Below are 13,590 nucleotides of genomic sequence, written 5' to 3' on the forward strand. Positions count from 1 at the left end.
CCCGGCCCGGCGAAGTGAGACCGATGTCCGACACGCCCCCCTCACGCCACGCCGTACGACCTCGAATGATTACGCTGTTGCGCGACTCGGCACGCGAGCGGGCGTCGGCCGCGTGCGGGTGTCCGGACTCAGGAGGGCCGCGATTGATTCTGTTCGGTGATCGTGTCGTGTGCAGCACCCATGACCTGGTGAGGGCAGCGCGCTGCGAATTCGCGCTGCTGCGCGCGCTCGATACCGAACTGGGCCTTGTCCTTTCGCCCGATGCCACTGATTCGGCGCACTTCCCGCTCGGCTCGGACGCACTGCCGGACGAGGTGTTCGACGATGTGTACGCGGCCCTCGGTGCCGGCGTGATCACCATCGATCCGCCGGCCGCCGCCACCGCCTCGGAGTTGCGCGGTGCGCACGACCGCACCGTCGCCGCCCTCGGCACCGACGCGCCGGCGATATTCGGGGCGACGTTCTTCGACGGAACCTTCGCCGCCGGATGCGCCGTTCTCGTCCGCCGCGACGACCCCGCACCGGTGCGCGCGCCGCGGCCCGTGACGCTGCCCGAGATCGGCGCGTCCGGCGAGGCTGGGGCGATGGCCGGCGTCATCGAGGTCGGCGAAGCACCACCGATCCCGAGTACCACCTTCGTACTGTACGTCCGCTCGTCGTCGTCCGATGTGGCGGCGCTCATGGAGGCTGCCGCGTGTGCGCGCCTGGTGCGGGACAACGGGTTCGACGTCGATCCGTGGGTCCGGATCCGGGACGCCGCGGGCGCGGAGCGGATCCACGAACTCGGACCGGCCGAGACCGTCTACGCGGCGCGGCGGATTCGGCTCGCCGCGATCCTCACCGCCAAACAGGACGAACTGCTGCCCGTGCAGTGGGGAGACCGCCGCTACCTCGCCTGCGGGCGATGCGCGAGCTGCACCGCCGAACTGGTGGCCGGGCGCGATCTGCTGCTGGTGGCCGGCATGCGGCCGTCGGTGCGGGCACAGCTGCGTGATGCCGGCATCACCACGGTCGATCGCCTCGCCGCGGCGGATTCGTCGGTGACCGGCGTTGCGGTGCAGACGTTTTCGACGCTGCGCCGGCAGGCCGAACTGCAGTTGCGCCGCGAGCGCACCGGACGCCCGGCCTACGCGGTCACGGATGCGGCCGCCTTCGGTGAGCTGGCCCCGCCCGATGCCGGCGACGTCTTCGTCGCGGTCGCCGGGTCGGCCGTCGGCGTCGGCGTCGCGGCCCGCAGTGCGGACGGCGGCGATGGGGTGTTCCTGTTCCACGCCTTCACCACGCACGATCCGGTGGCGCTGCTCGAATTTCTCGCCGATCGCCAGCAGCACCACCCCGACCTGCGGATCTACCACTTCTGCTCGCCGATCCGGACGCTGCTGGCCGACCTGTGCGCGCGCTGCGGCGCCGACGAGGAGACCGCCGACGATCTACTCGGCGCCCTGCTGGACCTGTATCCGATCGTGCGTTCCGCGCTGCTGATCGGCGCCCGGACCTACGATCTGCCGGAAGTGCTCGGCCTGCTCGACCCCGGCGCGGAACCGATCCGCGCCGACCTCGAATCGTCCTGTGCGGCAATACTGCGCCTGCGCGAGCGACTCTGCGAACTGGCCGCCGAGCACGACATCCAGCCCTGCCCGGTGCCGCGTCGCACCCTCGCCGAACAACCGGCCGCGGTGGAGGCGGCGCTGCGCGAATTCGCCTTCGACTACGACGAAACCCGCAGCGCCGGACAGCAAGCCGCTGCCATGATGGCCGCGGTACTGGGGTACCACCGGCGCGAGCGGCAGCCGCTGCACTGGGCGCACGAGGACCGCCTGCACCGGCCGATCGGCGAATGGGCCGATACGCCAGGCGTTCTCGTCGCGGACTGGGCCAGCGTCGACACCAAATGGCAGCACACCGACGACCGGCCGATGCGGCGCTATCTGAAGCTGACCGGCCGGCTGGGCACCGGTCGCCCGCCGCCGCCGGGCACCGCGGTTCGCACGCTCTACGATTCGCCGGTGCCCGACCTACCGGCCACCCCCGGCCGGCGCGCCACCGCCGCGGCGACGGTGCTCGGTTTCGCCCTCGACGACAACTTCGACGACGTGGTGCGGGTGGAGGAACTGCTGCCGCCGGGGTGTGCCCCCTACGACGAACTGCCCGTCGCCATCGTGCCCGATCCGCCGGGCCGCGACGACAATCTGGAACAGGCGCTGAACGCCGTGGCGCACGATCTGCTGGTCAGCCTGCCGGACGTCCCGCTGACGGCCGCCTTCGACCTGCTGTGCCGGCGACGGCCCCGGCTGCACGGATCGACCGCGCTACCACAGGTTTTCGGCGACTACGCGGCCGCGATCACCGCCGCGGTGCTCGATCTCGACTGCTCGTATCTCGCGGTGCAGGGGCCCTCCGGAACCGGAAAGCTCGACACCACCGCGCGGGTGATCGAGCGGCTGGTCACCCGCTACAAATGGCGCGTCGGTGTGGTGGCGCAGACACATTCGGCCGCCGAGGTGCTGCTCGACGCCGTGGTCCGTGTGGGCGTCCTGCCCGAACTGGTCGCCAAATCGGATGTGCACAGCGTGGCGCCGGAATGGCTGGGCATCGCCGCCGACCGTTATCCGCGCTTCCTCGACAACGCGGTCAACGGTTGCGTGATCGGCGGTCTCACAGCGGATTTCACCGATGCCGAGCAGGTGGCGCCGCAAAGTCTGGATCTGCTGGTGATCGCCGACGCCGGGTATTTCCCGCTGGCGCAGGCGATCGCGGTGGGTGCGTCGGCACGGAATCTGCTGCTGGTCGGCGATCCGGCGCCGTTACCGGGCACCGGCGTGCACCCGGAGCGTGTACACGAATCGGCCCTGGGCCGCATCGTCGGCGACAACCCCACGGTGCCCACGGCTTTCGGTTATTTCCTGGAACGCACCTGGCGCATGCATCCGCAGGTGTGCGGTCCGGTGTCGTCGCTGCGCTACGGCCGCCGGCTGCGCTCCAACGAGACGGTGACCCTCGCCCGCGAACTCGAGGGCGTCGCGCCGGGCGTGCGCGCGGTACCGGTCGAACATCACGGCAACAGCACCGAATCCGCCGAGGAGGCCCGCGAGATCGTCCGTCAGGTCCGGTCCCTACTGGGCCGCACGTGGCGCCAGGGCGTGCTCACCCGGCGGCTGCATCCGCACGACATCCTGGTGGTTACGCCCTATCACGCGCAGGTGGCGCGCATTCGAATGCTGTTGTCGCGGGCCCGGATCGAGGATGTGGTGGTCGGCACCGCCGATCGCTTCCGCGGCCGGGAGGCGGCGGTCGTCCTGATCTCGATGACGACCTCGGCCCCCGCCGACGCACCGCACGGAATGGACGAGCTGCTCTCCCGGCACTGGCTGACCACCGCCGTCTCCCGGGCGATGTGGTCGGCGATCGTCGTCGCCTCGCCGTTGCTCACGGACTATCTGCCCGAGACACCCGAGCAGCTGCCCGATCTGGCCGCCTACCTCGAACTGACCGGGCGCGGCTAGCCGAAGTTGCGGCCCTCGCCCCGATACGTCGGCACTGTGGTGCGCCGGTCGTCGGCATCGACGACGTGGATGGCGTCGAACCGTTCGCACAGCTCACCGGCCTTGGCGTGGCGCATCCACACGCGGTCCCCGACGGCCAGGTCCGCGGCGCCCGTGAACGGCGTCTGCACCTCCCCGGCCCCCTCGGTGCCGATCAATCGTAAACCCTTGGGCCACACCGGCTTCGGTACGCGCGACGCACCGGCCGGACCCGAGGCGATATAACCGCCCGCAAACACGGTGGCGATATCGGCGGCCGGGCGGCGCAGCACGGGCAGCGCGAAATACAGCGCCGGACGGGGTGTGAACGCGCGATATCCGTCGAACAGCGTCGGCACGTAGAGTCCGGATCCGGCGGTCACCTCGGTGACCTCGGGCGCTGCCACACTGACCTCGATCGACCCGCTGCCGCCGCTGTTGACGATCTCGAGTTCACCGGCCACCGCACGCACGGCCTCCAGCACCTGCGTACGGCGCGTGCCGATTTCGGCCGCGGAGAGCCGCTTGACCAGCCGCACCGCGGGATTGGTGTCGGGCAGCCCGGCGATCTGGGCCTCGTAGGTCATCACACCCACGACCCGGAACCCCCGCTCGCGCGCGACCCGGGCCAGCCGCTCGGCCTGTTCGGGCGTCCGGATCGGCGATCGGCGCACGCCCAGGTGCAGCGGGCCGACTCGCAACGAGGCATCGACGTCCAGGCACACGCGCGGGCTGATTCCGGCGCCGCCGACCGCGGCGCGAATCAGATCCAGCTGCGCGACGTCGTCGACCATCAGCGTGATCGAGTCGAGCAGGGTGGCGTCGGCGCCCAAGTCGGCCAGTGCGGCGCGATCGACGCTCGGATAGCCGAGCAGAATGTCGCGCGCCCCGTGGCCGGCCAGCCACAGCGCCTCGCGCAACGAATAGGACATGATGCCGGCGAATCCGCCGCGGCCGGTGAGCTGGGGTCCGAGTACTTCCTCGAGGACCGCACGGCAGCGCACCGATTTACTGGCCACCCGGATCGGCACGCCGCGGGCCCGGCGCACCAGGTCCGCCGCGTTGGCGCGCAGCGCGCTCAGGTCCAGTGCGGCCAGGGGCGGGTCGAGGTCCGCGGTGGCGGCGTGCAGGTCGGCGATGGGCGACGCGTGTGTCACCACATCAGCCAATCACGAAACTGGTCACACGTCCAGGAAGAGTGGGCGCGTCGTTATCGATCGACCGCCTTGGTGATGAGGGTCGAGACCAGATCGTCCAGCACCACGAGCGTGGTCTCGTCGTCACCGTCGGCGAGCCAGCGCAGCACCGCACCCTGGATCACGGCCAGCACATACGCCGAGATCGCCGTGACCGGCTCGATCCACTGGGTGTTCGAGCGCTCGGCACAGGCGTCCAGCGCCGCACCGACCTCGGCGTCCAGATCGCGCAGCCACTCCGTCGCCGAGAGCCCGGAACAGTCGGCCTCCCCCTCCCAGCGGCGACGTAAGGCGCTGATCGTGAGATCGAGCGTGTGCACCTGCCGTTGCGGCGTGGCCCGGATAGCCGACCACATCGCACTCACACCGGCGTGCAGCACCACCCGCAACGCGCGCGTGCCCGTGCAATCGCAGGCGGCCGACGCGGCGTCGATGGCCTCCTGCACGATCGGCCGCGGCCGAACCTGAATCATCTCTCCACTAGCGCTCAACGACGACTCCCTCGGCGAAAGAACTCGCGCACCTCGCCTGCGCGGCTCGCTCAACGGGCATCCGATCCGCGGTGATCTCTTCCGAGCTCTACCTCGGGCGACCCGTTCAACATCAGTCAATGTTAGAGGGTTTTCGGGGATCGCGACCAGGTTCGATAGGCCGTTCCGTACTGAAAGATTGTTTTGTTACCTCCCCGACACACCTCCCGCGGTGGTTCGGCGGCGGATCCGCCACGGTCAGCGCGGGCGGCGCGCGGGCGCAAACGCCCAGAACTCTACGGCCTCCCGGCCGGAATCGTTATATCGATGTGGGCGAGCACACAGGTGACCCAACGCCACCCCACCGCCGCGAACCCGCCGATAACCTGGAGTCGTGACAACGGTGCGCCCCGATCATCTCCACATTCCCGGCACCTTCAACTACCGCGACGTCGGCGGATTGCGCACGGCGAGCGGGTCCAGGATTCGCAGCGGAGTTCTGCTCCGGTCGGCCCAGCTGTGCCGGCTGGACGAACGCGGACACGACATCCTGCGCCGGCTCGGCGTCGCCACCGTGCACGATCTGCGCGGCCCCGGCGAGGCAGACCGGATGGGCGTCGACATCCTTCCCGACGGCGTGCGCCTGGAAATGACCCCGTTCCACTCCGGCGTCGGCGCCGCCCGCGCCCCGCACGAGGCCCCGCAGGAACCGGCACTGCCACCACACGAGGCAGCGGCGCGCGACGACGGCTCGTCGACCGGCCGCCATCTCGATCTGCTCGAGGTCTACGCCGAATTCCCCTCGATGCCGGAGGCGGGCGTCGCGATCACCGCCATGGCACGGTCGCTGGCCCGCGGCGACGGCGCGGTGCTGGTGCACTGCGCGGCCGGTAAGGACCGCACCGGCTGGGCGGTCGCCACCCTGCTGCGCGCCGTCGGCGTCACCGAGGACGACGTGCTGGCCGACTACCTGCTCAGCAACGAGGCGGTCGAATCGCTCGCTGCCGACATCGCGCGCAATGCCGGCGAGCCGCTGCCGCCCGCGTTGCTGGGGGTGAGCATCGAATACCTCGCCGCCGGCACCGAGGCCATGCATCGCCGCTACGGCACCATCGACGGCTATCTCGAGTCCATCGGCATCACGCCGCAGCTGCGGGCCGCCCTGCACACCCGCCTGCTGGAGTGAACCGGTACCGGCACATCGCATGGGCTATCCGGTGCGGTGGACCAGTCCGTCGGTATCGATGCTGACCTGATTTCCGGTGTGGAACCAGCTGCCCGTGAACCGCGATTCGGTGGTCTGCGGGTCGTTCCAGTAACGCGGGGTGATATTCGGTCCGCGACAGAGCAATTCGCCGCTGCCGACCTCGGCCCGCGGCCCCCACAGCGCCAGTTCCGTACCGCCGAACGGGAATCCGAGAACGTCGCGGCCGGGTGTCGTGCCGCTGTCCACCAGCGCGAGTCCGATACCGCTGGTTTCGGTCGCACCCCAGACCGACCACTGCCGGGCCAGCGGGAACACCTCGCGCAGCGCCTCGGCGACGATTTCCGCGGTGCCGGCGTCGGTCGCGGCCAGTTCGGCGCGATGGCCCGCACTGCACACCTGGCGCACGCCCTCCGCCCGCAATCCGGCGAGTTCGGGCAGCAGGCCCGCGAAGATGCGCGGCGTCGCGGCCACCATATCGATGCGTTCGGCGACGATCGTCTCGGCGATCATGGCGGGGTCCGGGGCGAGGACGACCGTGCCGCCCACGGCGAAGGTCGGCAGCAGTTGATCGACGCAGCCGCTCGCGTGGGCCAGCGGGCTCAGGACCAGATTGCGCAATCCCTCGGTCGGCAGATCGAAGGCTCCCACCACCGAACGCACCGCCGACAGCAGATTCTCGTTGGTCAGCTCGACACCGCGCGGACCGCCCGGCGCCTCCGAAAAACCCTGGCCCGCAGCGCCGCTGGTGTAGCACAGCAGGGCGAGCTCGCTCAGCGAGGCGCCGTCGTCGATGAAGGCCGCACCGTCGGGGAAGTCGGCGTAACCGGCTTCGGCGCCGCCGCCGTCGAGAACGAAATCCGCGCAGCTGTCCGCGATCACCTGGGCGGCGACGGCATCGGGCAGTCCGTCGTGCACCAGCACCGGCACCGCACCGGACAGCAGGGCGCCGAGGAAGGCCTGCACCCAGCGCGCACCCACCGGCATCCGCACGGCAACCCGGTCGCCGTAGCCGATTCCGTGTTCCTGCAGCCCGCCGGCGATCCGGGAAGCGGCATGCCACAGCTGCCGGTAGGTCAGCCGCGGCCCGCCGATTTCGACGACCGCTTCCCGGGCCGAGAACGCGTGGACCTGCACATCGAGTAGTTCGGTGAGGGCCGGATTGAGATTTCCGTACCGCAGCACGCCGTCGGCTCCGCGAGCAAGAGGGTTGCCGCACCACGGATTTCGCGTCTGCGGATATTCGATCAGAAGCTGCGTCATCAAGTCCCTCCGGATGCCTCGATCAACAGGCATCTGTGACTATATGACGCAGATCACAATCATGGGGCGTTAGGCGACAAAGATGTCCGAGCGATCACCGCCCGATGTAGCTCGCCTTTCCCGGGCCCACCTCGAGGAAGCTGCGCACCGCACCCCGCAAATCCTCGGTGTCGAACAGTTCGCCGGAGACCTTGGGCGTCACCGAATCGGCATGTTCGACGCCGCCGGACCGCCAGGCCTCGATGATCTGCTTGGTGGCCGCGTGCGCCCGAGTCGGGCCGTCGGCGAGGCGGGCGGCCAGTGCCCGGGCCGCGGCGTCGACATCCTCGTGCACCGCGTTGACCACACCCCAGTCGGCCAGGGTGGCCGCGTCGTACAGGTCGCCGGTCATGACCAGTTCGCGGGCCCGGCCGGAACCGGCGCGCTCGGCCAGTCGCTGCGGGCCGCCCATCGACGGCGTCAGGCCCACGACCGTCTCCACCAGCCCGAACTTGGCCTTCGGCCCGGCCAGCAGGATGTCGCAGGCCAGCGAGATCTCGAAGGCGGCGGTCAGGGTAAGTCCGTGCGCGGCGAAGACCACCGGGCACGGCAGCGCCTCGACCGGGTGGATGATGCTCCGGAACAGGCGCTGCCACAGCTCGGCGCCCTGATCCACGCTCAATCCGTCGAATTCGTGGACGTCGACGCCACCGGAGACGACCTTGCCCTCGGCGCGGATCAGCAGCGCGCGCGGCGGGTTCGCGGTCAGCTCGGCGAGATCGGCGGCGAGCGATCCCAGCAGCGCCGAATCGAACAGGTTCAACGGCGGATGGTCGATGGTGATGATCGCGAGCTGGGCGCCGGCCTCGGTCTCGGTCCGCTCCAACCGGGTGGGTTTCGAATCGCTCATCGGCCGAATCTATCCAGAAGGGGACGTAACCGGTACCCCGGCCGCCGGTCTGCCAGACTGGTGCGGTGGATACCTCGCCGACCGAGCACGCCGGTTCGAACACCGCGACCTATGTCGAGCCCGGCGAATTCAAGCGCGACACCAACTACATCACCACCCGGATCACCGCCGACGGCCGCGACGGCTATCCCGTCGAACCGCAGCGCTATCGGCTGATCGCGGCGCGGGCCTGCCCGTGGGCCAATCGCACCCTGATCGTGCGGCGGCTGCTCGGTCTGGAACAGGTGATCTCGCTGGGATTGTGCGGGCCGACCCACGACAAACGCAGCTGGACCTTCGACCTCGATCCGGGCGAGGTGGATCCGGTACTGGGCATCCACTTCCTGCGCGATGCCTACCTCGCGCGCGATCCGGAGTATCCGCGCGGGATCACGGTCCCGGCGGTGGTGGACGTGCCGACCGGACAGGTGGCCACCAACGACTACCCGCAGATCACGCTCGATTTCTCCACCGAATGGACGCAGTTCCATCGGCCGGGCGCGCCGCAGCTGTATCCCGAACCCCTGCGCGCCGAGATCGATCAGGTGAATCGGCGCGTCTACACCGAGGTCAACAACGGCGTCTACCGCTGCGGCTTCGCCGGCAGCCAGGACGCCTATGACGCCGCCTACGACCGGCTGTTCACCGCGCTGGACTGGCTGTCGGAACGGTTGAGCGAGCAGCGCTATCTGGTCGGCGACACCATCACCGAGGCCGATGTGCGGCTGTTCACCACGCTGGTGCGGTTCGACCCGGTGTATCACGGCCATTTCAAGTGCAATCGGAACAAGCTGACCGAACAGCCGGTGCTGTGGGCGTACGCCCGAGACCTGTTCCAGACTCCCGGCTTCGGCGATACCGTCGATTTCACCCAGATCAAGCGGCACTACTACGTCGTGCACAGCGATATCAATCCGACCGGGATCGTGCCGAAGGGCCCGGAACTGTCGGGCTGGCTCACCCCGCACGGTCGAGAAGCGTTGGGCGGCAAGCCCTTCGGCGACGGCACCCCGCCTCCGCCGCCCCTGCCCGCGGAACGCGTTCCGGCCGCCGACCGGGTCTGAGCGTCACCGGTCGCGGAGGCGGCCGGTCCGCCTCCGGATCGGATCGTCGTTTCGTTATGCGGTGGTTCCCGCGTAGGTGCCGAAGCTCCAGAACACACCCTCGGGATCGCGGCAGGTGAACCCGCGCGAGCCGTAGTCCTCGTCGCGGAGTCCGCGCACGATGGTCGCGCCGGCGTCGCGGGCGCGTTGGAAGAGGGCGTCGGGATCGTCGACGACGATGTACACCGAGCCGGTCCCCGGCGGCTGCTCGCAGAGCGCGGAATCGTCGCGCTGCGAACCGAGCATGATCCCGCCGCCCCCGGGCCAGCCGAGTTCGGCGTGCTGGACCACGTCGCCGGCGCCGTAGCGGGCGACTTCGACGAAGCCGAAGGCGCGCTGCAGGAAGTCGATCGCCGCCGGGGCGTCACGGTAGATGAACGTCGGCCACAGCGGAGCCGACGTCGTCGCGGTTTCGGTCGTTGCGGTATGGGTTGTTTCGGTCATGCTCCCAGCCTTTCTCGCTCGGCACCCCGTCGTCTTGGACGAATGGGAACACCTCGCGGGCACGCCACACCGAGGGCGGGCAACCGGCCGATTCGCGCCATTCGCGGGCCATATGGGCCTGGTCGTAGTAGCCGGTCGCGGCGGCCACCTCGGCGATGCTCACCTCGGGGCGGCGCAACAGACGATGGGAGACCTCGAACCGGGTCAACCGCGCGGCCTCCTTCGGCGTGATGCCGAATTCAGCGGTGAATCGCGCGGCCAGATGCCTTCTGCTCCAGCCGATGTCGTGCGCCACCCGGGCGACCGCGGGTGCGCCCGCGGGGTCGGTCAGCAGCCGCCAGGCCCGGCGGAGATTGGCGTCCATCTCGAGCCGGCGCGGATCCAGCGCGGCGACCCGCGCGCAGAGGATCTCGTCCAGCACCGCGAACCGCGCCCGCCAGTCGGTGGTCGCGGCGATCCGCTCACGCACCCGCTCGGCGTCGGACCCGAGCAGATCCGACAGGTCGACGATCCACTCCCCCAGCTCACCGGCGGGAATTCCGAACAGTGCCCGCGCACCCAGCGGTGTGACCGCCAATTGGATGCCGTGCTGGTAGCCGTTGTGCGCGATCAGGGTCGGTCGCAGCGTCAATCCGCCGGCCAGCGCGTCCCAGCGGCCGCCGGCCTGATCGGGATGGGAGGACACCGGCACATCGATCGGCTCGTCGATGGTGAGGATCACGGTGATCGTGGTACTCGGCATACCGACGTGCACGCCCGGGTCGAAGCCGTGCAGCAGATAGCCGTCGTAGCGGCCGAGGTAGGGCCGCAACGACGGGGCCGGCAACCGGCGCGCTCCCGCGGAGACACCACTCATCTCCTCCACGGTAGGCGTCGCGCGGGCTCGGCGGAACCGGACCCGGGTGCGATTCGTTGCACGGTCGACGGCCGTATCGGCCACCGTCGCCGACTTCGTCCGCGGCCGTCGGACCGGCACCACTAGAGTTTGTGCCGACCGGACGAGAGGGGTGCGTTACCGATGTTCGACAGCGGCGTGGAAAAGGCCGTGCGGTCACTGCTGGACAACGGGGCACAAGTGCAGGCTCCCGCGGTCGCCAAGTACGTCGACCGGTTCCGCCGAGCCCATCCGGACGAAAGTCCGGCCCAGATCCTCGACCGGCTGGAGAAGATCTATCTCACGACCGTGACCGGCAGCGGCACCGCGGTCGGCGCCACCGCCGCCGTCCCGGGTGTCGGCACCCTGACCTCGCTCGCGGCGATGAGCGCGGAAACCACCTTCTTCATCGAGGCCTCGGCCGTTTTCACCCTCGCCGTCGCCGCCGTGCACGGCATCGCCCCCGAGGACAAGGAACGCCGGCGCGCGCTGGTGCTGGCGGTGGTGCTCGGTGAGAGCGGTATGGAGATCGTGCAGCAGAGCGTGGGCCATTCGGCCAAGAACTGGGGCACCCTGCTGGCGGAGCGGATACCGGGCATCAAGGGGATGAACGAGTCACTGATGAAGCGATTCGTCGTCCAGTTCATCACCAAACGCAGCATGCTCATGTTCGGCAAGGTGCTGCCGGCCGGAATCGGCGCGGCCATCGGCGGATTCGGTAACCGGGCCCTGGGGAAGAATGTGATCGCCAACGCGCACAAGGCGTTCGGGCCCGCTCCGATGCGGTGGTCCGGCGGTACCGCGCGCGGCACCGTGATCGACGCGGATCCGCTTCCCGCACTGGGTAATCCGGACGGCACGGCCTCCGGTTCGACGGCCGAGCAGCGATGAGCGCGGCCCGCTCGCTCGCCGTCTCGATCAGCGGACTGCACAAGCAGTTCGAGGGGCTCGTGGCCCTGCGCGACGTCTCGTTCACCGTTCCGGCCGGCACCACCGCGGCCCTGGTCGGCCCACCCGGATCCGGGAAATCCACGCTCATCGACATTCTGCTCGGATTGCTGCGCGCGGATTCCGGTATCGCCGAGGCTCCGGGCGGCGGCGGGATCGGCGCGGTGCTGCAACCGCGCGGTCTGCATCCGGCCCGGACCGTGCGAGCCCAGCTGCGGGTCTACGCGGCGGCGGCCGGTGTGGACGACGATCGGGTGGACGCGATGCTCGCGACCCTGCGCCTCGGCGAGGCCGCCACGACGCGGGTGCGGGATGTCTCCGAAGGCCTGCGCACGCGGCTCGCCCTGGCGCAGGCACTGCTCGCGCAGCCCCGCCTGCTGGTACTCGACGATCCGTTCGACGGCCTCGAAACGGTCGAGCGGGCATGGCTTTTCGATTATCTGCGGGCTCACGCCCGCCGTGGTGGGACCACGCTTTTCACCTCGCAGAGCCTGGCCGCGGCCGTGCCGGTATGCGATCAGGTCATCGTGCTCTCGGCCGGTTCGGTGGCCTATCAGGGCAGTCCGCGGCGGCTGCGGCGCAACCACCCGGATCGGCTGGTGGTCGCGGCGTCGAGTCCGATCGCGCTGGCCACGACGCTGGCCGCGCAGGGTTTCACCGACGCGGTCATGCGCAGTGACGGCAGGCTCGCCGTCGCCGACGCGTCGCGCACCGAGATCGAGGCCGCCGCGGCGCTGGCTCGGGTTCACCTGGGCGAGGTGGTGGCCGAACCCGTCCATCCGGATCGGGTCCTGGCCATCCTCACCAAATCGTCCGCGCCCCCGGCCTATCCCGCCCCCGCCCCCGCCCCTGCGACCATGTACGGAACGCGATGATGCTGCCGACCCTGCCCACCGTTCCCGCCGAGGTGAGCCGGGCGGCGACCGCCGAACTCCGCAAGATCACCGCGGTGCGCTCGGGATGGCTGCTGCCCCCGGTGCTCGCGGCCGTCGCCTTCGTCGTCGCCTCGGCGTCAGCGGTGCGCGGCTCGGGTCCGCAACCGCACGAGGCGCTGGCGACCGGGACGGCGACCGTCGGTCTGTATCTGGCGATCGCGGTGGCGGTGGGGGCGGCGGCGATCGGCGGCGCGGTCACCGCGGGTGACGAATACCGCTACCGCAGCATGGGACTCACCGCCCTGTTCACACCCGACCGAGATGTGCTCTTCGGCGCGAAAGCCGGTGTGGCCGCGGCCTATTCGCTGGTGCTCGCGGCGTGCGCGGAGGTCGGCGCGGCGGTGGGCCTGCTGGCGTTCGGGCGGCACACCGTCGAATTCGGCTGGCGACTGGTCGGAGTATTCGGCGGTGGCCTGCTCGCGGCGGTGTGCTGGGGCGTGATCGGCGTGAGCCTGGGGTTGCTGGTGCGATCGCCGAATCTGGCCGTGATCGCGATGGCAGGATGGTTGTTCATCCTGGAACCGCTGATCTGGCTGGTCGCCAAGGGCGCGGGAATCGCGGGCGTCGTGGTGCTGCTGCCGGGTTCGGCCACCATCGGCTCGGTCGCGGTCGGTTCCTTCCCGGAGAGTCCGTTCCTGCCGCCCAATGCGGCCTCGGCCGTGGTACTGGTGATCTGGGCCGTCGCCGCCGGGGCGGCCGGCTGG

General features: G+C 70.1%; 12 protein-coding genes. 6 read left to right on the forward strand and 6 right to left on the reverse strand.

The window, feature by feature from the left end; all coding sequences use genetic code 11:
* Positions 1 to 188: 188 nt before the first annotated feature.
* Complete coding sequence (locus tag ON23_RS21750; RefSeq protein WP_245556057.1) at positions 189 to 3,503, forward strand: bifunctional RecB family nuclease/DEAD/DEAH box helicase; 3,315 nt, start codon at positions 189 to 191, stop codon at positions 3,501 to 3,503.
* Here the strand turns inward: ON23_RS21750 and ON23_RS21755 are convergent.
* On the reverse strand, positions 3,500 to 4,678 hold the full coding sequence (locus ON23_RS21755; RefSeq protein WP_039780434.1) for an amino acid deaminase/aldolase: 1,179 nt from the start codon (positions 4,676 to 4,678) through the stop codon (positions 3,500 to 3,502). The two genes, ON23_RS21750 and ON23_RS21755, sit on opposite strands and share 4 nt — an antisense overlap.
* Before the next feature lie 53 nt (positions 4,679 to 4,731).
* Positions 4,732 to 5,208: a TetR family transcriptional regulator gene (locus ON23_RS21760; protein ID WP_223273813.1), complete on the reverse strand. Its 477-nt coding sequence runs from the start codon at positions 5,206 to 5,208 to the stop codon at positions 4,732 to 4,734.
* A gap of 373 nt (positions 5,209 to 5,581) precedes the next feature.
* On the opposite strand from ON23_RS21760, the gene ON23_RS21765 reads away from it, so the two are divergent.
* The gene (locus ON23_RS21765) at positions 5,582 to 6,373 is read left to right on the forward strand and encodes a tyrosine-protein phosphatase (RefSeq protein ID WP_039780412.1); all 792 of its coding nucleotides are present in this window, start codon (positions 5,582 to 5,584) and stop codon (positions 6,371 to 6,373) included.
* Positions 6,374 to 6,397: 24 nt separating this feature from the next.
* Here ON23_RS21765 and ON23_RS21770 read toward each other — a convergent pair whose 3' ends face one another.
* Both ON23_RS21770 and ON23_RS21775 read right to left on the reverse strand, forming a co-directional pair.
* Positions 6,398 to 7,654: a class I adenylate-forming enzyme family protein gene (locus tag ON23_RS21770; protein WP_039780413.1), complete on the reverse strand. Its 1,257-nt coding sequence runs from the start codon at positions 7,652 to 7,654 to the stop codon at positions 6,398 to 6,400.
* Positions 7,655 to 7,748: 94 nt separating this feature from the next.
* Complete coding sequence (locus ON23_RS21775) at positions 7,749 to 8,543, reverse strand: enoyl-CoA hydratase/isomerase family protein (protein WP_039780415.1); 795 nt, start codon at positions 8,541 to 8,543, stop codon at positions 7,749 to 7,751.
* Between the two features lie 65 nt (positions 8,544 to 8,608).
* Between ON23_RS21775 and ON23_RS21780 the strand changes: the two genes are divergently transcribed.
* Positions 8,609 to 9,646 (forward strand): glutathione S-transferase family protein, encoded by a 1,038-nt coding sequence (locus tag ON23_RS21780; protein WP_039780416.1) that lies wholly within the window; start codon positions 8,609 to 8,611, stop codon positions 9,644 to 9,646.
* Between the two features lie 54 nt (positions 9,647 to 9,700).
* Here ON23_RS21780 and ON23_RS21785 read toward each other — a convergent pair whose 3' ends face one another.
* Positions 9,701 to 10,129 (reverse strand): VOC family protein, encoded by a 429-nt coding sequence (locus tag ON23_RS21785; protein WP_039780417.1) that lies wholly within the window; start codon positions 10,127 to 10,129, stop codon positions 9,701 to 9,703.
* Positions 10,050 to 10,985 carry a helix-turn-helix domain-containing protein gene (locus tag ON23_RS21790; protein WP_083904153.1) on the reverse strand — a complete coding sequence of 312 codons (936 nt, stop codon included), beginning with the start codon at positions 10,983 to 10,985 and terminating at the stop codon, positions 10,050 to 10,052. Before ON23_RS21790 ends, ON23_RS21785 begins: the two co-directional genes overlap by 80 nt.
* A gap of 162 nt (positions 10,986 to 11,147) precedes the next feature.
* Between ON23_RS21790 and ON23_RS21795 the strand changes: the two genes are divergently transcribed.
* The 3 genes from ON23_RS21795 to ON23_RS21805 all read left to right on the forward strand — a co-directional run.
* On the forward strand, positions 11,148 to 11,894 hold the full coding sequence (locus tag ON23_RS21795) for a hypothetical protein (protein WP_051043052.1): 747 nt from the start codon (positions 11,148 to 11,150) through the stop codon (positions 11,892 to 11,894).
* On the forward strand, positions 11,891 to 12,826 hold the full coding sequence (locus tag ON23_RS21800; protein ID WP_039780418.1) for an ATP-binding cassette domain-containing protein: 936 nt from the start codon (positions 11,891 to 11,893) through the stop codon (positions 12,824 to 12,826). Before ON23_RS21795 ends, ON23_RS21800 begins: the two co-directional genes overlap by 4 nt.
* A partial coding sequence (locus ON23_RS21805; RefSeq protein ID WP_051043054.1) for an ABC transporter permease occupies positions 12,823 to 13,590 on the forward strand: 768 nt, incomplete at its 3' end. The genes ON23_RS21800 and ON23_RS21805, both read left to right, overlap by 4 nt.

The sequence above is a fragment of the Nocardia cerradoensis NBRC 101014 genome (assembly GCF_000308535.1).
Classification (GTDB): domain Bacteria; phylum Actinomycetota; class Actinomycetes; order Mycobacteriales; family Mycobacteriaceae; genus Nocardia; species Nocardia cerradoensis.